This is a genomic window from Nonomuraea indica (genome assembly GCF_002850745.1).
In the GTDB taxonomy this organism is placed as follows: domain Bacteria; phylum Actinomycetota; class Actinomycetes; order Streptosporangiales; family Streptosporangiaceae; genus Nonomuraea; species Nonomuraea indica.
On the sequence record NZ_KZ559469.1, the window covers coordinates 46,754 to 71,621 of the forward strand.

20 protein-coding genes are annotated in these 24,868 nt (G+C 72.8%); 7 read left to right on the forward strand and 13 right to left on the reverse strand.

Annotated elements, in window-relative coordinates; all coding sequences use genetic code 11:
• Positions 1-25: 25 nt before the first annotated feature.
• Positions 26-1,048, forward strand: a complete 1,023-nt coding sequence (locus CXR44_RS11745) for a potassium channel family protein (protein ID WP_101785560.1) — start codon at positions 26-28, stop codon at positions 1,046-1,048.
• Here CXR44_RS11745 and CXR44_RS11750 read toward each other — a convergent pair.
• From CXR44_RS11750 to CXR44_RS11765, 4 genes are all read right to left on the reverse strand, one after another.
• Positions 1,020-1,787: an energy-coupling factor ABC transporter ATP-binding protein gene (locus CXR44_RS11750; protein WP_101785562.1), complete on the reverse strand. Its 768-nt coding sequence runs from the start codon at positions 1,785-1,787 to the stop codon at positions 1,020-1,022. The two genes, CXR44_RS11745 and CXR44_RS11750, sit on opposite strands and share 29 nt — an antisense overlap.
• The gene (gene cbiQ / locus CXR44_RS11755) at positions 1,784-2,548 is read right to left on the reverse strand and encodes a cobalt ECF transporter T component CbiQ (protein ID WP_101785564.1); all 765 of its coding nucleotides are present in this window, start codon (positions 2,546-2,548) and stop codon (positions 1,784-1,786) included. Before cbiQ ends, CXR44_RS11750 begins: the two co-directional genes overlap by 4 nt.
• Before the next feature lie 16 nt (positions 2,549-2,564).
• On the reverse strand, positions 2,565-3,593 hold the full coding sequence (locus tag CXR44_RS11760; protein WP_101785566.1) for an energy-coupling factor ABC transporter permease: 1,029 nt from the start codon (positions 3,591-3,593) through the stop codon (positions 2,565-2,567).
• A 69-nt stretch (positions 3,594-3,662) separates the two neighbouring features.
• Positions 3,663-5,507: a glycosyltransferase family 2 protein gene (locus CXR44_RS11765; protein WP_245899151.1), complete on the reverse strand. Its 1,845-nt coding sequence runs from the start codon at positions 5,505-5,507 to the stop codon at positions 3,663-3,665.
• Between the two features lie 327 nt (positions 5,508-5,834).
• Here CXR44_RS11765 and CXR44_RS11770 point away from each other — a divergent pair, with 327 nt between their 5' ends.
• On the forward strand, positions 5,835-6,194 hold the full coding sequence (locus CXR44_RS11770) for a hypothetical protein (RefSeq protein ID WP_144069930.1): 360 nt from the start codon (positions 5,835-5,837) through the stop codon (positions 6,192-6,194).
• A gap of 263 nt (positions 6,195-6,457) precedes the next feature.
• Here the strand turns inward: CXR44_RS11770 and CXR44_RS11775 are convergent, their stop codons facing one another.
• Entirely contained in the window at positions 6,458-7,027 is a 570-nt protein-coding gene (locus tag CXR44_RS11775; RefSeq protein ID WP_101785572.1) for a CGNR zinc finger domain-containing protein, read from the reverse strand.
• Positions 7,028-7,098: 71 nt separating this feature from the next.
• Between CXR44_RS11775 and CXR44_RS11780 the strand changes: the two genes are divergently transcribed.
• Positions 7,099-7,851, forward strand: coding sequence for a class I SAM-dependent methyltransferase (locus CXR44_RS11780; protein ID WP_101785574.1), 753 nt, complete (start codon positions 7,099-7,101; stop codon positions 7,849-7,851).
• 27 nt (positions 7,852-7,878) lie between these two features.
• On the opposite strand, the gene CXR44_RS11785 is transcribed toward CXR44_RS11780, so the two are convergent.
• Positions 7,879-8,679 (reverse strand): inositol monophosphatase family protein, encoded by an 801-nt coding sequence (locus CXR44_RS11785; protein ID WP_101785576.1) that lies wholly within the window; start codon positions 8,677-8,679, stop codon positions 7,879-7,881.
• Between the two features lie 235 nt (positions 8,680-8,914).
• Here CXR44_RS11785 and CXR44_RS11790 point away from each other — a divergent pair, with 235 nt between their 5' ends.
• A complete protein-coding gene (locus CXR44_RS11790) occupies positions 8,915-9,946 on the forward strand; it encodes a nitronate monooxygenase (RefSeq protein ID WP_101785578.1) in 1,032 nt (343 codons plus the stop codon).
• Between the two features lie 64 nt (positions 9,947-10,010).
• On the opposite strand, the gene CXR44_RS11795 is transcribed toward CXR44_RS11790, so the two are convergent.
• A complete protein-coding gene (locus tag CXR44_RS11795) occupies positions 10,011-10,721 on the reverse strand; it encodes a hypothetical protein (protein WP_144069931.1) in 711 nt (236 codons plus the stop codon).
• Positions 10,722-11,108: 387 nt separating this feature from the next.
• Between CXR44_RS11795 and CXR44_RS11800 the strand changes: the two genes are divergently transcribed.
• From CXR44_RS11800 to CXR44_RS11810, 3 genes are all read left to right on the forward strand, one after another.
• Positions 11,109-11,648, forward strand: a complete 540-nt coding sequence (locus CXR44_RS11800; protein ID WP_245899098.1) for a DUF1062 domain-containing protein — start codon at positions 11,109-11,111, stop codon at positions 11,646-11,648.
• Between the two features lie 168 nt (positions 11,649-11,816).
• Positions 11,817-14,960, forward strand: a complete 3,144-nt coding sequence (locus tag CXR44_RS11805) for an AfsR/SARP family transcriptional regulator (protein ID WP_180903339.1) — start codon at positions 11,817-11,819, stop codon at positions 14,958-14,960.
• 56 nt (positions 14,961-15,016) lie between these two features.
• Positions 15,017-18,508 carry a serine/threonine-protein kinase gene (locus CXR44_RS11810; protein ID WP_180903341.1) on the forward strand — a complete coding sequence of 1,164 codons (3,492 nt, stop codon included), beginning with the start codon at positions 15,017-15,019 and terminating at the stop codon, positions 18,506-18,508.
• A 73-nt stretch (positions 18,509-18,581) separates the two neighbouring features.
• Here the strand turns inward: CXR44_RS11810 and CXR44_RS11815 are convergent, their stop codons facing one another.
• The 6 genes from CXR44_RS11815 to CXR44_RS11840 form a co-directional block, all read right to left on the reverse strand.
• A complete protein-coding gene (locus tag CXR44_RS11815) occupies positions 18,582-19,355 on the reverse strand; it encodes a hypothetical protein (protein ID WP_101785588.1) in 774 nt (257 codons plus the stop codon).
• 120 nt (positions 19,356-19,475) lie between these two features.
• The gene (locus CXR44_RS11820; RefSeq protein WP_101785590.1) at positions 19,476-19,706 is read right to left on the reverse strand and encodes a hypothetical protein; all 231 of its coding nucleotides are present in this window, start codon (positions 19,704-19,706) and stop codon (positions 19,476-19,478) included.
• A gap of 230 nt (positions 19,707-19,936) precedes the next feature.
• A complete protein-coding gene (locus CXR44_RS39360) occupies positions 19,937-21,043 on the reverse strand; it encodes a hypothetical protein (protein WP_101785592.1) in 1,107 nt (368 codons plus the stop codon).
• Positions 21,040-21,558: a SigE family RNA polymerase sigma factor gene (locus tag CXR44_RS11830; protein WP_101785594.1), complete on the reverse strand. Its 519-nt coding sequence runs from the start codon at positions 21,556-21,558 to the stop codon at positions 21,040-21,042. The genes CXR44_RS39360 and CXR44_RS11830 overlap by 4 nt, the downstream gene beginning before the upstream one ends.
• A 242-nt stretch (positions 21,559-21,800) precedes the next feature.
• A complete protein-coding gene (locus CXR44_RS11835) occupies positions 21,801-24,116 on the reverse strand; it encodes an FtsX-like permease family protein (protein WP_101785596.1) in 2,316 nt (771 codons plus the stop codon).
• A complete protein-coding gene (locus CXR44_RS11840; protein WP_219601762.1) occupies positions 24,116-24,847 on the reverse strand; it encodes an ABC transporter ATP-binding protein in 732 nt (243 codons plus the stop codon). Before CXR44_RS11840 ends, CXR44_RS11835 begins: the two co-directional genes overlap by 1 nt.
• Positions 24,848-24,868: the final 21 nt, after the last annotated feature.

Below are 24,868 nucleotides of genomic sequence, written 5' to 3' on the forward strand. Positions count from 1 at the left end.
GCCCGCACAAACTACGATCATTCGCATGCAGGAGGACGAGACGGTACTCGGGGTGCGGCTGCCGTCCCCGGCCATGAGCCCGCTCGTGGCGGTCCTGCGCCGGATGGCCGTCGCGTTGCTCATCCTGTTGGCGATGTACGCGCTGGTCCTGATCGACCTCGAAGGCTACCGTGACAGCGCCGACGGGGCGGTGTCCGCGCTGGACGCGCTCTACTACGTCACGGTCTCGCTCTCCACGACGGGGTACGGCGACATCGCCCCCGTCAGCACGGAGGCGAGGATCGTCAACATCGTGGCGGTCACCCCGCTGCGCATCGCGTTCCTCGTGGTGCTGGTCGGCACCACGCTGGAGGTGCTCACCCGGCGTACCCGCGACGCCTTCAGGATCCGGCGATGGAGGGACAGGTTGCGAGACCACACGGTGGTCGTCGGCTACGGCACCAAGGGCCGGGCCGCGATCCGCACGCTGCTGGAGAGCGAGCGGTCCAAGGACTCGATCGTCGTGGTCGATCCCAGCAGGACCGCCGTCGAGGAGGCGGCGCTCGACGGCTTCACCGGCGTCGTGGGTGACGGCACGCGCAGCGAGGTGCTCAGGCGGGCCGGCCTGCCCACCGCCAGGGAGGTCGTCATCGCCACCCAGCGCGACGACACCACCGCCCTGGTGACGCTCACCGCACGCAGCCTCAACGAGACGGCGACGATCGTGGCGGCGGTCCGCGAGGCCGAGAACGACCCCCTCGTCCGGCAGAGCGGCGCCGACGTGGTGATCACCTCCTCCGACGCGGCCGGCCGCATGCTGGGCGTGGCCACGCAGAGCCCGGCGGTCAGCGCGCTCATCGAGGACTTCCTCGTGTACGGCAAGGGCCTCGACCTGTACGAACGCACCGTGGGCGCCGCCGAGGTCGGCCAGGCGCCCCATGCCGGCGGCGAGATCGTCGTGGCCGTCGTCCGCGATCACGAGATCCTTACCTACGCCGATCCGCGCGCCGCCACGCTGCAGGCCGGCGACAGGATGGTGGTCATCCGCGTTCAGCGGCCGCCGGGGTAGCGGCGGGCGGCACGGCGAAGCCGTACGGCAGCTCCAGCCGATGGGCGGCGAGCAGGTCCGCGTCGGCGAGCAGCTCCCGCGTCGGCCCGTCAGCGGCGATCACCCCGCCCGAGAGGATCAGCGAGCGCTCGCACAGCTCCAGCGCGTAGGGAAGGTCGTGGGTGACCATGAGCACGGTCACGTCCAGCGAGCGCAGGATCTCGGCCAGCTCCCGGCGGGCGGCCGGGTCGAGGTTGGACGACGGCTCGTCCAGCACCAGGATCTCCGGCTCCATCGCGAGGACGGTCGCCACGGCCACCCTGCGGCGCTGACCGAAGGACAGGTGGTGCGGCGGCCGGTCGGCGGCCTCCAGCATGCCGACCCGGTCGAGGGCGCTCGTGACGGCCCGGTCGAGCTCCGCCCCCGACAGGCCCATGTTGGCCGGCCCGAAGGCGACGTCGTCACGGACGGTCGGCATGAAGAGCTGGTCGTCGGGATCCTGGAACACCAGGCCGACGCGCCGCCTGATCTCCTTGAGCGTGTCGCGCCGCACCGGGGTGCCCGCCACGGTGACCGTGCCGTGGCCGGGGGTCAGGATGCCGTTGAGGTGCATGACGAGCGTGGTCTTGCCGGCGCCGTTCGGGCCCAGCAGCGCCACCCGCTCGCCCCGCCCGATCGCCACGTCCACGCCGAACAGCGCCTGCGTGCCGTCGGGGTAGGCATAGGCGAGACGGCTGACTTCCAGAGAGTTCACAGTCATGATCCCAACGCCGAGACACCCAGCACCGCCAGAGCGGAGAGCGGCAGTGCGAGCGCGGCCGCCCACTGCCCGGCGGACGCCGAGAGGTCGGCGGTCACCGGCATCCGTCCCGTGTAGCCACGGCTCAGCATCGCCAGGTGCACCCTCTCACCCCGCTCGTACGACCGGATGAACAGCGCCCCCGCCGACCGCGCGACCACCGGGACGTGCCGCAGGTCGCGCGCCTCGAACCCGCGCGACTCCCGCGCCACCTTCATCCGCCGCATCTCGTCCATGATCACATCGAGGTAGCGCAGCATGAACATCGCGATCTGCACCAGCAGGGCGGGCAGCCGCAGGCGTTGCGCGCCGAGCAGCACGGCCCGCGGCTCGGTGGTGGCCGCCAGCAGGATCGAGGCGACCACGCCGAGCGTCGCCTTGGCCAGGATGTTCCACGCCGCCCACAGCCCCGGCACGCTCAGCGACAGGCCGAGCACGGTGGTCCGCTCCCCCAGCCCGATGATCGGGATCAGGAAGGCGAACAGCACGAACGGCACCTCGATCGCCATCCGCCGCACGATGTGCCCGGCGGGCACGCGGGCCGTCCGGGCGACGCCTGCCAGCAGCACCGCGTACACGCCGAACGCCCACAGGCTCTCGCGCGGCGTGGCCACCACGACGACGGCGAAGGCGAGCACGGCGAGGAGCTTGCACTGCGGCGGCAGCCGGTGCACGACCGAGTCGCCCGGCAGGTGGAGCCGATGGTGATGCCCCGCACCCACCCCTGGTCACCGCCTTTCACTCGCCCGTGCGGACCCCGGCCCGCTCGCGGTCCGGGGCGCGGCCACGCGCCGCGTAGCCGACGCCCCCGGCGACGAGCAGCACGACACCCACGCCGACGACACCGGCGACCCCCACCGGGATGCCGCCCACCTCACCGTAGTCGGCCAGCGCCCACGTGCCGAACAGGTGGTCGGTGGCCCGGTCGAGGAAGCCCTGGTCCTCGGCGACCGACTCGAGCCCGTCGGGGCTGCCGGAGGCGAAGAACGACACCAGCCCGGCCAGCAACAGCGTCACGCCGAGGCCGGCGAGCAGGAACGGCCGGGTCCCGCGGCCGCCGGCCACCGGTCGTCCGGGCTGGACCGTCGTGGTGCCGTCGGCGCCCCGCAGCAGCAGCGGCGCGGCCAGCCCGCGCGCGCCGTGGACGAGGTCGGGCCGCACGGCCAGCACCGCGCCCACGGTCAGCGCGGTGATCACGCCCTCGCCGACGCCGATGAGCACGTGCACGCCGCCCATCGCGGCGGCCACCGTGCCGGCGTCGATCGGGGCGGTGCCGCCGATCCAGAACAGCAGCGTGAAGGCCAGCGCCGAGGCGGGCACCGAGACCAGCGCCGCGACGAAGGCGGCGACCGTGACCGCGCCCTTGCCCCGGGCGACCCGGCTGACCACCCGGAAGACGCCCCAGGCGACCAGCACGCCGACGATGCCCATGATCGTGATGTTCACGCCGAGGGCCGTCAGCCCGCCGTCGGCGAAGAACACGCTCTGCACGAGCAGCACCACGGCCAGGCACAGCACCCCGGTGAAGGGGCCGACGAGTATCGCGGCCAGCGCCCCGCCCATGAGGTGGCCGCTGGTGCCGGCGGCGATGGGGAAGTTCAGCATCTGCACGGCGAAGATGAAGGCGGCGACCAGCCCCGCCATGGGGGCGGTCCGGTCGTCGAGCTCGCGCCGGGCGCCGCGCAGGCACACTGCGACGCCGGCGGCGGCGACGGCCCCGGTGGAGAGGGAAACGGCCGCGTTGAAGAAGCCATCGGGTACGTGCACGACTCATCCTCCAGATGCGGGATACCACCACACTCTAGACGGAGACTTGCACCTGCACATAGATGGCAATTAGGGCATGAAGCGTCTTAGCAGGCTTTTCGCAGTGAGCTTGCTCACCACCGTGCTCAGCCGCCCCTTCCCCGGCGTCGCGTACGGCCGCACGCTCCTCAGCACGATCCCGCCCCACGGCCGGCGCGGCCCGGCCACGGCCGCGGCGTCGGTCTCCACCCGGAAGCGCGCGGGCGGCCCGCCCACCTCAACCTCCAGGTAGGCGTCCCAGGTGCCCGGGGCGAACCGGCCCACCGGCGGCCTGGCCGCGAACCCGCCACCGGGCAGCGCGACCACCCGGTCCGCCCGCTCGTGGCCCGTCCGCCGTTCGCGCCAGACCAGCCGGCGGATCGCCGACGCCGCCGGGACGCACCCGCCGACCAGCACCTCGCCGTCGACGGCCAGCCGCTGCCCGAGCGCCCACCGGGTACGGGTGATGCGCGCCGTGCCCGGCACCGCGAGCAGGTGACCACCGACGTCGACGCTGAGATTGCCGTTGTCCTTCGTGAAGTAGGGGATGGCGACCACCTCGCGGATCAGGCGCGGCGCGGGCCTGACGACGTCGTCGTCGCGGTCGGCGCCCAGCCTGGCGTGCCGGACCACGCCCTCCACCTCGATCGCGACGCGCACGTCCCACACGCCCGAGCCGAGGGCGCCCGGGTCCACCCGCGCGGCGAACTCCACGCCGTCGCAGCCGCTGCGGGCCGGGCCGTGGGCGGCGGGCACCACCACCTCGCGCGCGGGCTCGGCGCGGGAGCGCAGCACCAGGCTGACACCCTCGGCCGTGCGGACGCCCTCAAGGCCGGCCGTACCGGTCACCACGAGCCGGTCGGCCTCCCAGCGCAGCCCGGTGAGCCGGCGGCGCACGGCCGCGCTCTCGATGCTCGCCAGCCGCGCCAGCCGGTCGACGTCCTCCAGCGAGGCGAGCCGCCGGCGGTCGATGCCGCTCAGCCGGGCCCGCACGCCCGGGGTGAGCCACTCGTCGCACAGGGCGGCCACCTCCTGCGCGATGTCCTTGCGCCGCACCTCGCCGGCCTGCAGGAACGGCACGCCGAGCTGGGCCAGCACGTCGAGCTTGAAGTGCCGCAGCAGCAGATGGTCGCGCAGCGGGCCGGGCGGGACGTGCTCGGCCATGAGCGCGATCGGCCCCCTGATCATGGTGAGCCAGCCGAGCGGGTCACGGCTGCCCGCCTGCTGCATGATGCTGCTGCCGTCGGGCCGCGCGACGAGGTGGTAGCAGTCGTGCTCGGCCACCACGGAGATCACGTCGGCATGGCAGAAGGCGTGGACGGTGAAGTGGATGTCCTCGCCGATCATCACCCGCTCGGCGAACCTGATGCGGTGCCGTTCGAGCATCTCCCTGCGGAACAGCTTGAAGCAGCACAGGCTGTTGTAGACGGCGCTGTCGCCCAGCGGCGCCCGGTCGGCGTCACGGTGGAACATCGAGGCAGGGGCGCGCCGCCCGTGGCCGACGATCCTGCCGAGCACGATGTCGGAGTCGTTGCGGTCGGCCATGGCGACCATCCGCTCCAGCGCCTCAGGGCCGAGGTAGTCGTCGGCGTCGCAGAAGAAGACGTAGCGGCCGGTGGCGTGTTCGAGGCCGATGTTGCGAGGCCGGCCGGCGCCGCCCGAGGAGCCCTCCAGGCGCACCACCTTGACGCTGGCCCGGTGGTAGGCCGCGTAGAGGTCGAGCAGTTCGGCCGTGCCGTCGGTCGAGCCGTCGTCCACGACGACGATCTCCTTCTTCACCCGCTGGACCAGCGCCGAGGTGAGGCAGCGGTCGAGGTAGGGCCGGCAGTCGCGGGCCGGGATCACCACGCTGACATCCACCGCGTCCTCGCCGCCGTCAGTGCCCGCTGTCGTCATGGCCACGCCACGCCCCTCGGTAGCTACTGTCCGCGTCCATCCGGCTTCAGTATGTGACCAGGACGGGCGGCCGTGCGGCCGTATCGCAGACTTCATGTACGCAGTCCCCGTCCCCGCCGATAACGGTCGATGCAGATGATTGCAGCCATCACCAGCAGGTGGTCACGATCCGTCAGCACAGAATTACATTCAGGGACGGTGTTTTCCCCCACGGAGGAGAGAACTTCTACACCGGTAGGAGTGGCTTACTCCGGCGGCCCGGCGGTGATCCGCCGGGGGCCTCCGCGCGTCTACGCTTAGGCAATCTTGACCGGGGAGGTGGCGGGAATGGCATCTGATCTCCGCAGGCACGGGTCGGCGGACGCGGCTGTGGGCGCCGCCGAGCTCATCGTCTCCTCGGCGCGGCTGGCCGAGCTCCACGAGTGCTCGGCGCTGCTGCGCCGGACGAGGATGCGCGCCGAGGGGATCGTGGAGGAGGCGCGCACGCTGCTCGCCGAGGCTGAGCTGCAGGGCGATCCGGTACGGATCCTCGCCCTCGGCGCCCAGCTCGACGAGGCGCGGCGGGCCTACGGCAAGGTGCTGACCGCCTACGTGACCATCTGCCGGCGCATCAACGCCGAGCGACAGGACATCATGCAGGCCCAGATGCGCGACGAACGGCCCGCGGGGCTCTCGGGGGTCGCCTGACATCTTCGGGACGGGCGGCCCGCCGCCCACGGGCCGGGCCGATGATCAGGTGAGCGGTCAACCGTCGCGACCCCTGGGGCGTCCTTCCGTACAGGGAGGCCCACCATGCGCGTCGTCGACGGTCTCGCGGCGCCGGATCTGGAGGAGCTCCGCCTGGAGCTGCTCCTCACCGCGGCGCTCCACGAGGAGGCGGAACGGCTGGCCGCCGAATGAACGGGCTCCAGCTCCCCGGGCCGCCCCCGGGGAGCTGGAGCAGGGGGCGCTCAGCCCGCCCTGCCCCTGGCGCGGAACGCGGCCGTCTTCACCCGGTTCTGGCAGGCGGTCGAGCAGAAGCGGCGGGTGCCGTTGCGTGAGACGTCCACGTAGACCCGGTCGCAGTGCGGGGCGGTGCACACGCCCAGCCGGTCACCGAACTCACCGCCCAGCACGATCGCCAGCGACGTGGCGCAGCTGGCCGCCCAGTCGCCGGCCATGGTGCCGCCGGGGCCGTGGAAGTGCAGGTGCCACGGCTCGCCGTCGTGCCGCTCGAGCATCGGCCGGGCGCGGGTCTCCTCCAGCAGGGCGTTGACCCGGTGGGCCGCCCCGTCGACGTCCTGCGCCGCCATCGCCTCGAACACCTCCCGCAGCCGGGCCGCGACCTCGGCCAGCTCGGCGCCCTCGGCCTCGGTGACATCGCCCTGGCGCGGATAGACGTCGCGGAGCGCCTGGCCCGCCGCCGCGGCGAGATCGTCCGGGAGCGGGGCGGGACGCCCGCGCCGCTCCCCCGGGGTCAGCGCGTTCACCAGCGCCACCGTGACCCGGACCACGGCATCTGCGTGACTGTTGAAATCCAATTGACCAGTTACACCTTTGTGCTCTAGCTTGTGACTGCCGAAAGTCTAATCGACAGTGACAGGAGTCGGCTGTGCTTACTCACGATGCCGCACAGGAGTGGATCGCGCGCTGGGACCGGCAGCAGGAGGGCTACCTGCCCGACCGCGAGGAGCGCTTCACCGTGCTGATCGACGCCGTCGAGGCGCTGGGCCGCCCCGACCCGCTCGTCATCGACCTCGGCTGCGGTCCCGGCTCGCTGTCCGCCCGGCTGGTGGAGCGGCTGCCCCGGGCCACGGTGGTCGCGGTGGACGCCGACCCCCTGCTGCTCGGCCTCGGCCGGGCCGCGTACCCGCACCTGACGTTCCGCTCCCTCGACCTGCGGGTGCCCGGCTGGACCGCCTCCCTCGGCCTGGACCGGCCGGCCGACGCGGCCGTCAGCACGACGGCGCTGCACTGGATCTCCGAGCCGGAGCTGCAGACGATGTACGCCGAACTGGCCACCGTCCTGCGGCAGGGTGGCGTGCTGCTCAACGGCGACCACCTCGACTCCGACGACGACACCCCGGCCATCGCGCGGCTGGAGCGGGCCGTCCACGACCGGGAGGGCGCGCGGGTCTTCGCCGACGAAAAGCCCGAGGACTGGCGCGCGTGGTGGGACGCCATCGCCGCCGACCCCCGCTTCGCCGCACTCGACGCCGCCCGCACCACGGCCGGAGCCGGTCATCACGGCTCGGAGTCGCACCTGCTGTCGCAGCATGTCGAGGCCCTGCGCAAGGCGGGCTTCGCCGAGGTCGGCACCCTCTGGCAGCGCGGCAACAACCGCCTCCTCTGCGCCGTGCGCTGAGCCCTTCCCCGGCTCCGTCCGTACGGACTAGGAAGAGGCGGTCCGGTGCGCCTCGGCGACGAGGCGCAGGAAGTCGTCCGCGATCCCGGGGGCGGCCGCGAGCGTCGCGCGGGAGCGCATGGTGTGCGGACTGCCGTCCACGTCCACGACCACGGCCCCCGCCTCGCGGGCGATGACGGAGCCGGCGGCGGTGTCCCACGGTTTGTTGTTCAGCATGACGGTCGCGTCCGTCCTGCCCTCGGCCACCCACGCCAGGTCGATCGCGGCCGACCCGACCATGCGCACCCGCTGCACCCGGGCGGCCAGCTCACCGGTGAGGGCGAGGCGGGGCCGGTTGAGCTCCCGCGCGTGCTCCCCCACGGCGTAGTCGCCGATCGACACGATCGCGCCCGCCAGGTCGCGCGTGTCGCGAGCCCGGATCGCGGTCCCGCCGGCCCGTGCCCCGGCGCCCGCGGCCGCGCTGTAGCGGACGCCCAGGAACGGCAGGTCGATGACGCCGAGCACCGGAACGCCGGCGTCGACCAGGCCCAGCGAGACCGCGCAGAGCGGGATGCCGTGCACAAGGTTGGCGGTGCCGTCGACGGGGTCGAGCACCCACACCAGGCCCTCGCCGCCGCCCCCGCCCTCCTCGCCGAGGAACCCCACCTCGGGCGTCTCCCGCGCCAGGAACTCGCGCACGGCCCACTCCACGGCATGGTCGACCTCGGTGACCATGTCACGGTCCCCCTTGGCGGTGACGACCCCGGGAGCCATCGTGCGGACGAGGTCACCGGCCATGGTGGCGGCCCGGTCGGCGATGGGCAGCAGGGCCTGGAGGTCGATGGTCATACGGCGCCGCTCCGCTCCCGGATCGAGATGGACGCTCACCAGCGTAGGTCCGCGGCGGCCGGGCGCCTCACGTCAGCAGCGGCCGGCGCCGTCGCGGCACGCCGCGCCGGCCGTCCAGAAGCATGATCATTACGGCTGGTAATGTGATATGCCCCCATGGTCACGGCCCGCACAGGGCCGCCGCGAGACATCGGCCCAGCGCGAACCGGCCGCCACCGGAGAAGAGACGATCGGAATGCCCAGCACGTTGACCGCTCTCGGCCTCTCCGTTCCCGTGCTCGCCGCGCCGATGGCAGGCGGGCCGAGCACGCCGGGGCTCGTCGTCGCGGCCGCCGAAGCCGGCGGTCTCGGCCTGCTCGCCGGCGGCTACAAGAGCGCCGACGCGCTCGCCGGGCAGATCGCCGAGGTGCGGGCCGCGGACGTGCCCTTCGGCGTGAACGTGTTCGCCCCCAACCCCGTCCCGATCGACGACACGGCCTACCGCCGCTACGCCGAACTGCTCCAGCCGGAGGCCGATCGCTACGGCCTCGACCTCAGCGCCGTCGCCCGCACCGAGGACGACGACCACTGGCAGGACAAGATCGACCTGCTCCTCGGCGACCCGGTGCCCCTGGTCAGCTTCACCTTCGGCGTGCCCGACCCGGCGGTGCTCAGGGCGCTGCGCGCCGCCGGCACCTTCGTGGCGCAGACCGTCACCTCGCGGGAGGAGGCGCGCCGCGCCACCGAGGCCGGCGTCGACGCGCTCGTCGTCCAGTGCTCCGCCGCCGGCGGGCACTCCGGCACCCTCACCCCCGAACGCGTTCCGCCGGCCGTCCCGATCGCCGAGCTGCTCCGCGAGATCGGCCAGGTCACCGGCCTCCCGCTCATCGCCGCCGGCGGGCTCGCCACGGCCGAGGCCGTCGCCGGAGCGCTCCACGCCGGCGCGGCGGCCGTGTCGGTCGGCACCGTGCTGCTCCGCGCCGACGAGAGCGGGGCCTCGGACCCCCACAAGGCCGCGCTCGCCGACCCCGCTCGCGACCGGGCCGTCGTCACCCGCGCCTTCTCCGGTCGCCCGGCGCGTGCGTTGCGCAACGCGTTCACCGACCGCTACGACGACCTCGCCCCCCTCGGCTATCCCGCGGTGCACCATCTGACCAGCCCGCTGCGCAGGGCCGCGGCCGCCGCGGGTGACGCCGAACGCCTCAACCTGTGGGCCGGGGCCGGTCACCGGCACGCGACCGCCGAACCGGCGGCCCGTATCCTGAGCCGCCTCACCGCGGACCTGTGACGCCGCCGGCCCAGCGGCGGCCGTTCGCCGGCTCGGCGCGTTCGCCAGGTCCGGCGGCGGCCGCTCACCAGCTGAGCACGTTCGACCGGCCGGTCGGGGCCACGAGCCGCCCGCGCAGCACCCGCGTGCCGAGCGGGACCAGGGCCACGCAGAGCAGGGCGGTGACCAGCACGTCGGGGATCGAGGCGGCCTTCAGCACGCCCATCCAGGTGCCTCCCGCGAGCAGCAGCATCAGGGCGCGGGCGGTGCCGAGGACGCCGGATCGCCAGGCGGCGACGGCCAGCAGGAGCGAGCCCGCGTACTGGCCGACGGACGCCCAGACCGGGATCCGCCATGGCCCGTAGGAGATGTCCACGTACTCCTTCATGACGGCGTTCGTGGCCTGGTCCAGCCCGACGACCTCGGTGAGCTGGAAGGCGGTCTGATCGGCGCCGGCGAAGTACAGGCGGGCGAACAGCCCGGCCACCAGCAGCGCGGCACCCCAGTGCGCGAGGCCGCCGCCCACCCGCTGGGCCAGGGCGATGAAGGCGGGGAAGAGCAGCAGCGCCCCCAGCGCGAAGACGGCGTAGGACAGGGTGATCAGCGCGGGTCGCGAGGTGTAGGCGAGGAGCTGGCCGTAGGCGGCGAACGGCCGCGCCTCGGCCCACGCCTGCTGCTGCGGGGTGAGAGCGGCGGCCGAGCTCAGGTGGCGCAGCAGGTATCCGGCGCACAGGACGATCGGTCCCAGCACCAGTGTCACGCCGCCGATCCACCGTCCGGGGAAGTCTGCGTTCATGGGGGCGAGCGTGCCGCGGATGAGGCGGGTGGAGCATCCGCCGTTCGTCACCTCGTCGCCCCGCCGGAAGTCAGGTCGGCGCGGCCGATCCGTCGCCCGGTCGGCCCGCCGGGGGGCACCGGTCCCAGCCGCACGGCAGGAAAACCTTTTGAGCGCTCCGTCCGCGTGCCCTTAGGATTCTGCGGCCCGTCGTAGTGAGGACAGAGGACGACCCGCGTGACCCCGCCTGCTCTGCAGATCTGACACCTTCTTCCGCTCACCTTCAAGCCGGCCCTCCCGCCGGCTCTGCCGGGCTGCCCGCGTGCGCCCGGTCCTACGGCGTTTGAGGCCGCGCGCAATCGGCCTCGTGTCAGATCCAGAGAGATCATGTCTTCACAACCTCATATCGTGCTGCCCTGGTTCGTCCGCCGGACCAGGCTGCCTCTGCTGTCGTTGCGGTGCGTGGACTGCCAGTCGGAGTCGGCCACCACCGGCGCGGGCAGGTTCCGCGTCAACGCCAACAGCAAGCTGCTGGACGTGTGGCTGCTGGTCCGCTGCGTGTCCTGCGATCGGACGAGCAAGCTCGCCGTGCACGAGCGAGCGCCGGTCAGATCGTTCGATCCGGCCGAGCTCGACGGCTACCACGCCAACGATCCGGAGCTGGTGGCGTCCAAGCTGCTGGATCCGCTGATCGCCCGGCGCAACCGCTTCACCCTGGACTGGAGGGGGGCCTGGCGGCTCGACACCCCGCCGGCGCGGCCCGACGAGGCGTGGCCGGTCCGGGTGGAGGTCGTCTTCGAGGATCCGGTGCCGGTGCGTCCGGAGCGGCTCATCGCGCACGGGCTCGGCCTCAGCAGGAACGAGGTGCTGCGCCGGATCAAGTGCGACGTCCCGCTGCGCCGTACGAGGACCACCGGGTTCGCCTTCACCGTGATGGCCGGGGACTGACGGGCCGGGTGGCCCGGAGGCTCCTCCGGGCCACCCGAGCGGGCCCGTGGCCGCTGTTGTCAGACGGGCGGCCGTCAGAGAGAACCATGTTGGGGGACAAAAGCAGAGATAACGGTAAGCATTGCCCTTTCAGTTGCTCGGGAGATGGGCTCGGCGGATACTGCGCCTGTGACGGCGACCGAGCACCTGCTGCCACGCCCCCAGCTCATGCGTTTCCTGGATCAGATCGTGCGGCACCGCCTCACGGTGGTGACGGCGGGACCGGGCGGCGGGAAGACGTCGGCCGTCCGGGCATGGGCGCGGACGCGGCCTGATGTACCCGTGACGTGGGTGGCCCGGGCCGACGACGCGACCCTGGTCGAAGAGGTCTGCGAGGGGCTCGGGGCGCCTCCGGCATGGACCCGGTCGATCGGGCCCGCCGCGGACGACCCCGCCCGCACGGCCGCACTCGCCGCCGAACTCGGTGCCGCACTGACGCGCTCCACGGTTCTCGTCATCGACGAGGCGGAGCGGCTCACCCCGCAGACGGCCGGAAGCCGTCTGCTCGAAGGGCTGTGCCGGCACGGAGGAGACAACCTGCACCTGGTGCTGATCTCGCGTTCGGAGGCGCCCTTCCCGATCCAGCGGCTCTGCGGCCTGGGTCACGTGTTCCGGGTCTCGGCCGGACACCTGGCCTTCACACCCGAGGAGACCCGATCGCTGGCCCGGCTCGTCCTGGAGGAGGACGCCGACGTGCCGGCCGAGGAGATCCAGACGCTCACCGCCGGCTGGCCGGTCGCCGTGCGCCTGGCACTGAGCCGGCTCCGCGGCCTGCCCGCCGAAGACCGGTCGAAGCGCCTCGCCGCGCCCACCGGGCCGCTGTTCGACTATCTGGTCGAAGAGGTGCTCCATGACGGCGACGCGCGGACGAAGGAGTTCCTGCGGGCCACCGCGGCGCTGCCCTGGTTCACCCCGGAGCTGTGCACGGCGATCGGCCTCGACATCTCCCCCCACGAGATCAGCACGCTGGCCGCCCAGCACATCGTGATCACCGAATGTGACGACGGCTACGTCGTGACGACCCTGATCCGGGAATGCCTCGCAGGCGCCGACCGCGAGCGCGCCTCACAGGCGGCCCGCTGGTACGAGGAACACGGGTTCGTCAAGGAGGCCCTGGCCGTCGCGACCGACCCCGCCCACCTCGTCGCGATGATCGAACGTTGGTGGGACACGCTGCTGGCCGAAGGTCGTCCCGTGGAGGTGGTGCGGGCCTGCCGCGCGGTCCCGGCGGAGCTGCGGACGTCCACCGTCGACCTCGCCGAGGGGCAGGCCCGGCAGGTGCGGGGCGACTGGGCGGGAGCGCTCGACTGTCTCCGCCATGCCACGGCCACAGACCCCGCCGTGGCATGGCGGATCGGGATGATTCACTATCATCGCGGCGACTACCGGGCGGCGCTGGAGGCGTTCGAGCGCGGTGTCCTCACCGACGAGGTCTCCCCCCACGAGGCCATGCTGCTCGCCTGGACCGCCAGCGCCCGCTGGCTCGTCGGCGACCTCTCGGGCGCGGCGCAGCTGGCCGAACGCGCCCTGGCCATCGCGACGGTCTGCGGCGACGAGCGGTCGGCGGCGTGCGCGCACACCGCGCTGGCCATGACCGCCCACGACGAGGGCGACCGGGCCGCGAGCGAACGGCACAGCATGCTCGCGCTCGCCGCCGCGGAGAGCGCGGGCGACCTGCTGCTGGCCGTACGCGTCCTGGCCAACCGGGCCTCGCACCGCACCGAGGAGGCGCGGTACGCCGAGGCGCTGGCCGACCTGGAGCTCGCGGTACGGCGGGCGGAGCTGGCAGGCGCCCCGGTCAACGCGGCGATCGCCCTGCACAACCGCGCGGAGGCACTCCTGGGCCTCGGCAGGCTCGACGAAGCCCTGGCCGACTTCGGGGAGGCGAGCGAGATCCTCGGCCGGGTCGGCAGCGACAAGCTGGGCCATCCCCTGGCGGGCCTCGGCAAGGTACACCTGGAGCGCGGAGACCTGGTGCGCGCCAGGTTCAGCTACGAGAACGCGCTGAAGCACGCCGACCAGCTCCAGGACGTGCATCTGATCCAGTCCACCCTGGCCGGGCTGGCTCGCGTCCACGTCGTCGACGACCCCGAGCGAGCCGTCCGGCTCGCCGAACGCGCGGTGGCCGCGGGTCGCGGATCCAGCCAGGTCGGGGCGCTTCTGGCCGCGGGCTGGGTCTGGGCGGAAGCCGGCGACCGGGCCAAGGCCGCCGCCTACGCCGGCTCCGCCCGGGCGGCCGCCGCGAACCGGCGAGATCAGGCGGCCATGGCCGAGGCGCTGGAGCTGTCGGCCGTCGCAGTGGCCGCTTCGCCCGAAGAACGCGAGGAGCTGCTCGCGGCCGCCGCCGAGGTCTGGACGGAGATCGGCAACCCGCTGGGCCTGGCGCGCAACGGCTTCGCCCGGGCGTCTCTCACCCGTACCGATCGTGGTGGCCGGCGTGATGGCGTCCGCGAGGCGGCGCGCGAGCTGCGTCGCGCCGGGATCCACGGTCCGCACGGCTCCGGCGCGGGGCTGCTGCGGGCGGTCGCGCTCCTGGACCCCGGCACGGTGCGCTTCTGCGTGCTCGGCGGGGTACGGCTGAGCCGGTGTGGACGCCCCGTCACCGCCGCCGAGTGGCAGTCACGGAAGGCTCGGGACCTGTTGACGTGGCTGGTCTGCCAGCGAGGGCGGCCCGTCGCCCGGGAGTCGGCGATGGAGGCTCTCTGGCCGGGAGAGGACCCCGTCCGATGCGCCAACCGGCTCTCGGTCGCCCTGTCGACCGTCCGCTCTGTCCTCGATCCGCAGCGGAAGTTCGGCGCCGGGGAGTTCGTGCGAGGCGACAAGTACACCATCCGGCTCGTCGGCCTCCGCGTGGACGTCGAGGAGTTCCTCTCCGCTGCCACCGAAGCGCTCGCCACGCACGATGACGACCTCCTTGCCGCCGCTGAGGCGCGCTACACGGGCGACGTCTGCGAGGACTCCCCCTACACCGAATGGCTGGAGCCGTTGCGGGAGGAGGCGCGAGCCGTCTACCAGGCGGTGCTGAGGACGCTGGCGTGCCGTGCCCAGCAGGCCGCGGAACACGACAGGGCGGTCCGCTATCTCCTGCGGCTGCTCGAACGGGACCCCTTCGACGAGGAGGCGCACCTGGACCTGGTCCGGACGTTGACCATGGCCCGCCGTCACGGGGAAGCGCGCAGGCGCTACCGCATGTACGTCGAGGCGATGGGCGAGCTGGGCGTCGAACCGGCCCCGCTTCCCGTTGTCAGCAGCCGGGCCAAGTTCCCCGCATAGCCACTCCGATCGGATCATGTGGCAACTTCGGGCGAAAAATCTTCATCCAACACGCCGTGGAGGCACTGAGCGCGGGGGATCCGCAGCACATCGGGGACTACTGGCTGGCCGGACGCCTCGGCGCGGGCGGCCAGGGAGTCGTGTACGAGGCCTACGACCCCGAGGGACGCAGGGTCGCCGTCAAGGTACTGCACGCGTCGGATGACGGCGGCAGCCGTGACCGCTTCGCCAAGGAGGCGACCGCGGCCCGCCGGGTGGCCTCGTTCTGCACGGCCCGGGTGCTCGCCACCGACCTGGAGGGAAGCAAGCCGTACATCGTCTCGGAGTACGTGGCGGGGCCGAGCCTGCGCAAGGCCGTGAGCGAGGGCCGCACGTTCGCCGAGGACGACCTCCACCGGCTGGCGACGGCGATCGCCACCGCGCTGACCGCGATCCACGACGCGGGCGTCATCCACCGCGACCTGAAGCCGGACAACGTGCTGCTCGGCCCGGACGGCCCGCGCGTGATCGACTTCGGCATCGCACGCACCATCGACATGACGTTGACGAGGACGGGCGAGGTCTCGGGCACGCCCAGCTACATGGCGCCCGAGGTGTTCATCGGCCAGCGCGCGGGGGCGCCGGCCGACGTGTTCGCGTGGGGCGCCGTCATCGTGTTCGCCGCCACGGGGCAGGACCCGTTCAAGGCGGACACCCTCGGCGGCGTGATGCACCAGGTGCTGTCCTCCGTACCGGATCTGCGGGCGTTGCCGCGGCGGCTGGCCCGGCTGGTGGCGGCCGCGCTGGCGAAGGATCCCGCCGCCAGGCCCGCGGCACGCGACCTGCTGCTCGCGCTGGTCAACGGCAACGCCGCCGACACCAGGGCCCTGCTGGCCGCGGGCAGCCGCTCGGCGCAGGGCGTGCACGGTCCCGACCAGGGTGACCCGGCACTGGGCACGATCGCGGAGGACGCCTACGCGGCACTCACGCCGGAGGAGCGCGACCTGGCCGCCGAGGTGTTCCTGCGGATGGTGTCCGTGGACGAGGACGGGCACGAGAGCGGGCGGTGGGCCTCGCGCGAGGAGCTGTACGGCGGGCGCCCGGAGCGCGAGGCGGCGGCGATCGAGCGCATCCTGCGGGCGTTCTCGTACGTGGTGACCACGAACGACACCTCGGTCGCCCTGTCCAGGCCCGCGCTGCTGAGGGCCTGGCCGCGGCTGCGCACGTGGGTGGACGCCGACCGCGACGGCCTGGCCGCACTGGGCCAGATCTCCGCGGCGGCACGGCGCTGGTCCGAGAACGGCAGGCGGGACGGCGACCTGCTCCAGGGCAGCCGCCTGGAGCAGGCGATCAGCTGGGCGGCGACCGGTCGCCGTCACGTGACGCTCACCCCCGCCGAGCGGGACTTCCTGCGGGCAGGCACCGAGCTGACCAGGAAGCGTGCCCGCCGCAGGACGCTGACCACGATCGCGCTGGCCGGGTCGCTGGTCGTGGCCATGATCGCCGGGGGGCTGGCCGTCCACCAGCGGCAGCAGGCCACCGAACAGCGCGACATCCTCACCGCCAAGCAGGTGGCGGCGGAGGCCGACCGGATGCGCACGACCGACCCGGTCAAGGCGATGCTGCTGAGCGTGGCCGCCTGGCGGGTCTCACCGCAGCCGGAGACCCGATCAAGTCTCGTCGCCTCCCTGCAGCAGCACGAGACGGCGGTCTTCCGCGATCCCCCGGTCAAGGGCATCGCCCGCCGCGCTCTCAGTTCCGACGGCCGCACGCTCGTCAGCGTCAGCGAGGCCGGCGTGAACGTCTACGACGTCCGTACCGGCAGACGCACCGGTGGCTGGGCAAGTCCGAGCCTGAAGGACGGGACTCCCGAGGGACCGGCGCTCAACAGGAGCGGCCGACTGCTCGCCCTGACCATCGGTTCGCAGCTCGAAGTCCGGGACCTCGCCTCGGGCAGGCGACTGGTGCGGCGCTCCCTGCCAGAACGCGGCGGGTTCGAGGCGATCTGGGGTGAGCACGAGTCGATCCTCACCGTGACGCGCCAAGGCGACATCGTCCACCTGCTGGACGTGGCGACCGGCAAGCAGTTCGGCGGGGCTCTCCACACGGACGGCGGCACGGTGCCGTCGCAGCCTCCGCTCGTCGATCCGACAGGCGAACACCTGCTGCTCACGGGCGGGCGCTTCGACGAGCTGGCACTGCCGGGCTGGACCCGGGAGCGGCGCCTGGCGCCCTGCCGCGCTCACGCGGACGTGGCCGCCTTCACCCCGGACGGCAGGACCGTCGCCTGCGCGGGCGCCACCATCGCGCTCGTCGACGCGGCGACCGGCCGGGAGCACGAGCGGGGCGACGACGACTGGGCGTGCGACGTCTGCGCGAGGCCCGGAGCCCGGCTGCGTTTCAGCCAGGACGGCGGCTACCTGGCCGCCTTCGCCGAACGCGAGCTGCGCGTGTGGAAGGTCGCCGGCCGCAAGCAGGTCCTCACCTACCGGGCCGAGGACGAGCTGACCGACCTCCGGTTCGACCCCGACGGCCGAACCCTGCGCTACCTCCACGACAACATGGTCATCAGCCTCGACCTGTCGCCGGGAGCCGGCGCCGTCCATGTCCGGAAGGGGGCGGCGAAACTCAGTCCCGGAGGACGGTGGGCGGCGATGGAGGACCCCGATGAGAACCGCCTCGGGCTCTGGGACCTGCGCGGCGGCACGGAGGTGGCGACGTTCCCGCTCGGCGAGTTCGGGGCATGGGGGTTCGACCGGACCGGCGCCCGCATGCTCATCGCCGACATCGCGAGCGTACGGCTGATCGACCTCGCGACACGCGAGCAGCTCTGGCGGATCGCCACACCCCACACGGACACGAACAACCCCGAGCGCGCCGACTTCAGCCAGGACGGCAGGACGGTCGCGCTCACGCTGCGGCCGTCCTCCCAGGAGGCCGGCTTCCGGCTGCTCGTGCTGGACACCGCCGGCGGGCGCGTCCTGCGCACGTTCGGCTCGCGGATCGGCGGCGGGCCGTACACGCCGGACGGGCGCCTCGCCTCGACCTCCGGAAGGTTCATCGACCTCACCACCGGCAAGCCGGACGGCGCGGCCTTCGACGTCGTGCGCGGCGCCTCCGCGGTGGCCGTCAGCGACCAGGGGCGGCTGGCGTTCAGCGCCGGCCCGGCCGGCCGCATCGCGATGTGGACGGTCCAGGGGCCCGACCAGATCACGCCGGTCCTCCGCGGCACGACGGGAGAGATCGCGGAACTGGCCTTCTCGCGAAAGGGCGATCTGCTCGCCGGCGTGACCATGGAGGGCATCCTCCAGATCTGGGACGTCAACGCCATGCGGCGGCTCGGCGGCGCGTTCAACCTGCACGGCTCCCAGATCACCTCGCTCGCCTTCAGCCCGGACGGCTCCACCCTCTACGCCGCCGACTGGGGTGCCGTCCACAGGATCCCCATCGGTGCCGAGCGGATCGTCCAGGACGTGTGCCGCCGTGCCGGGCGCACCCTCTCCCCCGCCGACTGGGCCGCCTCCCTCAAGGAGGTGCCCTACCGCGACACCTGCCCGTACCAAGAGTGAGCCGGCCCCGGGCTACGAGGGGCCCGCGCGAGATCCCGTACGCGTCCGGAGCACCCGTACTCCACCAGGTGGATCAACCTGTGCGTCCGTCAGCGCCGGGCGGCCCCTCGCCCACCGTCGCCATGGCAGCGCTCAGCACGGCCCGGAGCGGGGCGTGCGGAAACCCGTCGGGCGCGCCGGTATCCGGGCCTGTCCGGGTGCTGTAGAAGGGTTCGTCGTCGTGGTCGTCCTGATGGGCCCACAGGTTGCCGGCCTCGTCCCGCTGCCAGATGACGTTCACACCACGGAAGTCGGCACGTTCGAGCCAGTCGGCGCCGCACGGCCAGTAGCCCTCCCAACGCGGAGGGCGGAGAGCGGCATACGCCTCCTCGACGACGGCGACGGCCTGGTCCACGTCGTCATCGTCGAAGACGGCGGCGAATCGGCACAGCAGCGCCAGCGGAGCCCCGGGGTGCCGCAGCTCCGGATCCCGTGCGGCGATCGCCCGGCAGATCAGGTCGAGTTCGGACCAGCGCAACGCGTGCGGGTGCCAGTGTGCGAGGTCGTCCCATCCGAGCTCGGCCGCCTCGGCCGAGTCAGGGGTGGTGACAAGCAGGCTGTAGGAGTCGGCCGAGGGGTCCATGCTCAGTACGGCGTGGTGACCGTCGCCGACCTCGAAGGCCACGTCGAGCGACGAGCCGGCGCCATCCTCATCCGCGTCGTCGTCATCGTCGTCATCGTCGTCGTCCGGCAGGCCTTCGAGGTCACCGAGCCGATCGGCCCCGGGTCCCTCCTCATAGGCGAAGGTGTACCGCGCCCAGAACACCGGATCACGCAGTGACTCCCGCAACACTGATGGAATCGTCACGAACAGAACTATAGGGACCGCTCAAGCGGCATCCCGAACAGTCAACGGCGACCCCGGCCGAAGCCGACACTCAACCCATGAGAAAGGACGGCGCTTCGTTCACCCACTCCGCGCTCAACCTCACTCCAGTGGCGAGCAGTCGCCGATGACCGTCAGGCCGATGAACACTCCGGGGCCCGAGGAACGGGAGGCGGCATCGACGGATTCTTCGTACGTCATGGGCGCGAAGTCATCCGGGCGGCCGCTGCGCCGGCTCACCACTTGTTCGGGTGTCAGGCCGCGAACGTAGGTGAAGGACCGGTCTGCCGCCGCTTCGGTGAGCCAGGCGTACTCACCAGGAGTCGCGATCATCCCACCATGCTCCCAGCGTCCACCGACGAAACCGGGCCCGCGGTGCAGCGGTCGGACAGGTGATGGCGCCTTTCACCAAGGTCGCCGCGTATCAGCGGCGCGGCGTCGCGCACTTCAGGATCTGGAAGGTGCGAACAGTAGCCCAGGGGCGTAAGCAGCTGCTGCGTGAGCGGGCGGCATACTCCCAGCTCATGCAGCAGTGCCTGGACAACAAGGAGGCTGCCCCGCGCCTATTGGCTCGCGACCCCGGGCAGAACCAGCTGCTGCGCCTTCCCGCCTGCCGGGTAGCGGGCCACCTGGCGGGCCTTGCCGGTGTCGATGTTGACCGCGTACGTGCGGACGTCGTCCTTGGTGCCGTAGACGACCACGACCTCGCGTCCGCTGGTCCACAGAGCGGTGCCCGTCACGGCACCGTCACGGCCTGAGGGCAACCCGCGCATCGGCACCTTCCGCAGGGTCCGGCCGGTCTTGGCGTCCAAGACGGTGAGCCTGCGCTTGGTGTGGTCCGGGAACTCGAAGGCGGCCACCGTGCGGCCATCCGGAGCGATCTCGCTGAACATGATGAACCGTCCGTCGAAGCGCACCGGCCGGCCGCCGCCGGCGACCGGCATCTGCCACAGGTCGGTCTTGACGTAACGGACCAGTTCGGCAACGCCACCCTTGATGCTGACCACCTCGTACTTGCCGTCCACCGGCCGGTGCCGGCCGGTACGCACGTCGATCAGCACGCCGGGATCCTTGGACCCCTCGCGCGGATCGAAGATCACGTAGCGGCCGTCGTCGGAGAGCGCCAGCATGGAGCCTACGCCGATCCGCTCCTCCTTCACGGTGACAGGCGAGGTCACCTGCGTGCCGCCCACCAGATCACGAACCACGTGCGCCTGGGCCTGACGACTGTAGTAGACGAGCATGCGCCCGTCGCGGCTGATCGCGACAGGGACGCTGTAGTCCTTGGCGGTGCTGACCAGCGCCTGCGGCACCCGGTAGGTCCTGCCGCTCCGGGTGACCACCCGCCACTCGACCGTGCCGCAGTCGATACGGAGTGGGTTGCTCTGGGTCTTGCAGGGCGTCTGGAACGCGTACGCGATCGGCCCCACCGCCCCGTCCGGCAGGTCGGCGACGGTGTCCACCCGCTGCGGCGTGGCCGTGCGGTCGGCTCGCTGCCACGGCAGCGTCACCGCAACGCTCGCCGCGCCCACCACCGCGACCGTCGCGACGGCCGCCAGCACGGCGGTCGCCCGCCGCCGGCGCCGGTGGCCCGCCACAGCCACGTCGGCCAGGTCCACCAAAGGCGCCTCCGCGGCGATGCCGTCCAGCGCCTCACGCAGCCTCGTCATCGGGCCACCTCCACGATCTCCGGGTCGTTCAGCAGGTACGCCAGTTCGGGCGCGAGCGCCCGGAGGCGGGCCAGCGCGCGATGGGCCTGGCTCTTGACGGTGCCGGGCGCGCAGCCGAGCGCCTCGGCGGTCTGCGCTTCGGTCAGGTCCTCCCAGAACCGCAGCACGATCACGGCCCGCTGTCTGGGCGCCAGCTTGGCCAAGGCCTGGCGTAACATGATCCGCTGAAGCGCGGCGTCGTCATGGCAGGTGCCATGCTCCGGCAGATCGGCGCTCAGCACCTCCGGCTGCGGCCGACGCTTCCATGAGATGTACTGGTTGACGAGCGCCTTGCGGGTGTACGCCTCAGGACTGCCGTCGCCGGACAGCTTGGACCACCGGCGCGCGACCTTGATCAGGACGCTCTGCAGCAGGTCCTCGGCGAGGTGCGCGTCTCCCGTGAGCAAGTACGCCGTCCGCATCAGCCCCTGCTGGCGGGCGAGCACGAACTCGCGAAAGTCGTCGTGACGATCCAATATGAGCTCCTCTCACCCGTTCCAACGCCACCCGCCGGGCGAAGGGTTGCACCCATGTCCCAGACGTCTTTCCCGGACGTCGCGATCGCGGGCGAGGTCCGGCGGCGGAGGGCGACCCGCACACAGGGGCGAGAGGTGACATAACGGACATGCGTGCACGGCGTCGATGATCGCCTTTGTGTGCGCCGTTCCGTCACGAACGTGTCACCGGAGAGCTCACGTACGGCCGCCTGACCCTGGGGTCACTCGCGGGCGCCGAGCGCGTCGGCCGGTCGGGGACGCAGGGCGAACCTGGCCGGGACCGCGGTGGCGGTCAGCGCCAGCGCGCCCACGGCGGCGATCACCCCGGCGTACGTCAGCGGCGGCACGTACGGCAGCGCCGACCCCGTCATCCCCCTGCTGAACGCCGCGAGCGCGACCAGCGAGACCAGTGTGCCGATGGCCACGGCGACGAACAGGGCCGTCAGCGTCTCCGCGCGCAGCATCCGGGCCGCCTGCCGCCGCGTCGTGCCCACCACGCGTAGCAGGGCGAGCTCGCGCGAGCGGGCGAGGGTGGACATCGCCAGGGTGTTGACCACGGCGATCGCGCAGAAGGCGACGATCAGCCCCATGGCGACGTACGCGACCGCCGCGTCGGCGGAGCCGGCCGGTTCGTGTCCGGGAGCGGTACCGGCGGGAAGCGCGTCGCGTGCGCCGCCGGCCACCAGGAGGGTGCCGCGGGGATCGTCCACGTGGCCCGCGACGAGCCCGTACGAGAGGGTCAGGTCGCCGAAGCCCAGGCCGCGGGAGTAGACGGCGACGATCCGCACCTCGGCCGGCGTGCCGTCGCCGAGCACCAGGGAGAGCCGGTCGCCGACATTCACGTCCAGCCTCGACGCGGCGGTGCGGCTGATCGCCGCCGACGCGTCGCCGAATCCGCCCAGCGAGCCCGCCACCACGCCCAGGTCCAGCGTCCGGTCGAGGCCGTCGAGTGTGACGGCCTGGGCGGCGTACTTCTCGAGGTCGATCCTGACCGAGGTGCGCAGCACTTCGGTCACCGCGCGCACCCCGGGCACCCCGCGCACGGCGGCCGGGGACGCGCCCGGGGCGAGCACGTGGTCCGCCTTGACGCCCGCGGCCACCTCGCGCTGGGCGGCGTGCCCCATCGTGGCCGGCATGAACAGGATCGTGCACGTCATCGCCGTCATCAGGGTCAACGGCGTGATCACCGAGGCCAGCCGTACGGGCCCGGCGAGCAGGTTCTTCCGCGCCAGGTAGCCGGCCACGCCGAGCGCCCGCAGCGGCAGCGCCACCGCCGCCCGCGCGACGACCGGCCCGAGCAGGGCGACCGCGACCGTCCACACCAGCGCGGTCAGCAGGGTCACCGGGCTGGACGCCGCCTCCGTGTTCAGGCCGGACAGCACGATCGTCAGCACCACGCCGCCGGCGACGGCGAGCAGGCCCGCGACCAGCCGCACGACCGGGAGCCGGGCGGCAGGCATCGCCGTCTCTCCCAGCGCCTCCACCGGCCTGATCCGCACGGTACGGCGGGCGGAGACCCGCGCCGCCACCCACGCGGCCACCAGAGTGGTCAGCACGGCGACGATCGCGGGGAACGGGCTGACCACCAGCCGCAGGTTCGCGGGCATGGCGCCCAGCTCGACGAACGCGGACCGCAGCCAGAACCCGAGCAGGACCCCCGCCCCCGAGCCGAGCAGCCCGGCGGCCACGCTGACCAGCAGGGCCTCCCCGCCGACGAGCCGCCTGACCTGCCGCGGCAGGGCGCCGACGGCCCGCAGCAGGGCGATCTCGCGCCGGCGCTCCTGCATGGACAGGGCGAACGTGCCCACCACGACGAGGATCGCCACCAGCAGCGAAGTGCCGCCGAGCGCGCCGCCCAGGCTGACGAGCTTGACCCGGGAGCCTTCCGCCTCGGGGAACTCGACCGCGCCCCGCTCGTCGCCGGTGTAGGCCACGGCGCCCTCGACGGCGATGCCGACCGCGGGCCAGACGCCGATCGCCGTCACCAGCCCGTCGCGCCCGGCCAGGCGGCGAGCCTCGCCGGTGGCGAAGAAGATCGTGTCCTGGCCCGGCAGGGCCTGCGCGGTCACTCCCACCACGCGGTGGCCGGGGATCGCCCTGCCGGAGTTGCGCGCGTCCACGACGACCTCGTCCGCCGCCCTGGGAGCACGGCCCCTGGCGAGCGTGAACGGGGTGAGCGCGGCTGACTCCCAGCCGTGGGCCGTGTACCCGGCGTAGGGGAAGGTCACCTCGGTGACCACCTTCGTGACGCCGGGGACGCGGCGAATCTCCTCGGTGAGGGACGCCGGGATCCACCGGCGCTCGGACAGGAGCTTGGCCTTCTCCTTGCCGCTCTCCTTGGTCTGCCTGACGTACTGGTCGCCCGCCACGATGACGGGGGCACCGGCGTACCGCTCAGGCTCCACCGCGCCGCGCAGCCCCGTCTCCAGCAGCATCCCGCAGGCGGTGACCAGCGCGGCCGCGCAGAGCAGGGCCACGAAGGCGCCGGCGAACCCGGCCTTGCGCCGGCCGATCGTCTTCAACGCGAAGGAGATCATCACTTCCACGCCCCCAGCCGGGTCATGCGCTCGGCGACCCTGTCGGCGCCCGGGGCCGGCATCGCGTCCACGATCCGGCCGTCGGCCAGGAAGAGCACGGTGTCGGCGTACGCGGCGGCCACCGGGTCGTGGGTCACCATCACCACGGTCTGGCCGAGCGCCGAGACCACTTCCCGCAGCAGGGTCAGGACGTCGCGGGCGGTCATGGTGTCCAGCGCGCCGGTCGGCTCGTCGCCGAACACCACCTCCGGCCTGGTCACCAGCGCCCTGGCGATCGCCACTCGCTGCTGCTGGCCGCCGGACAGCTCGGCGGGACGATGCCCGGTACGCCCTCCGAGCCCCACCCTGTGGACGACCTCGTCCAGCCAGGGCCGGTCGATCCGGGCGCCGGCCAGTCTGAGCGGCAGCGTGATGTTCTCGGTCACGGTCAGCGCGGAGACCAGGTTGAAGGCCTGGAACACGAAGCCGACCCGGCGCCGCCGCAGCTCGGTCAGCGCGTTCTCGTCCATGCCCGCCAGGTCGGTGCCGCCCAGCCGGACCGATCCCGAGCTGGGGACGTCCAGCCCGGCCGCGCAATGCAGGAACGTGCTCTTGCCGGAGCCGGAGGGGCCCATGACGGCGGTGAAGGTGCCCCGCGGGATGCCGACCGACACCTCGCGCAGGGCCGCCACCGCGCCCCGGCCCCTGCCGTACACCTTGCTCACCGTGTCCATCCGCACTGCTTCTGTCATGGCTCCAAGCCTGCTGATCGG

Coding starts and splice junctions, on each gene's coding strand:
- CXR44_RS39360 (WP_101785592.1), bottom strand. CDS start 21,043: ATGACGAGGCTGCGTGAGGCGCTGGACGGCATCGCCGCGGAGGCGCCT.
- CXR44_RS11750 (WP_101785562.1), bottom strand. CDS start 1,787: ATGACTGTGAACTCTCTGGAAGTCAGCCGTCTCGCCTATGCCTACCCC.
- CXR44_RS11840 (WP_219601762.1), bottom strand. CDS start 24,847: ATGACAGAAGCAGTGCGGATGGACACGGTGAGCAAGGTGTACGGCAGG.
- CXR44_RS11785 (WP_101785576.1), bottom strand. CDS start 8,679: ATGACCATCGACCTCCAGGCCCTGCTGCCCATCGCCGACCGGGCCGCC.
- CXR44_RS11745 (WP_101785560.1), top strand. CDS start 26: ATGCAGGAGGACGAGACGGTACTCGGGGTGCGGCTGCCGTCCCCGGCC.
- CXR44_RS11770 (WP_144069930.1), top strand. CDS start 5,835: ATGGCATCTGATCTCCGCAGGCACGGGTCGGCGGACGCGGCTGTGGGC.
- CXR44_RS11835 (WP_101785596.1), bottom strand. CDS start 24,116: ATGATCTCCTTCGCGTTGAAGACGATCGGCCGGCGCAAGGCCGGGTTC.
- CXR44_RS11795 (WP_144069931.1), bottom strand. CDS start 10,721: ATGAACGCAGACTTCCCCGGACGGTGGATCGGCGGCGTGACACTGGTG.
- CXR44_RS11790 (WP_101785578.1), top strand. CDS start 8,915: ATGCCCAGCACGTTGACCGCTCTCGGCCTCTCCGTTCCCGTGCTCGCC.
- CXR44_RS11765 (WP_245899151.1), bottom strand. CDS start 5,507: ATGACGACAGCGGGCACTGACGGCGGCGAGGACGCGGTGGATGTCAGC.
- CXR44_RS11820 (WP_101785590.1), bottom strand. CDS start 19,706: ATGATCGCGACTCCTGGTGAGTACGCCTGGCTCACCGAAGCGGCGGCA.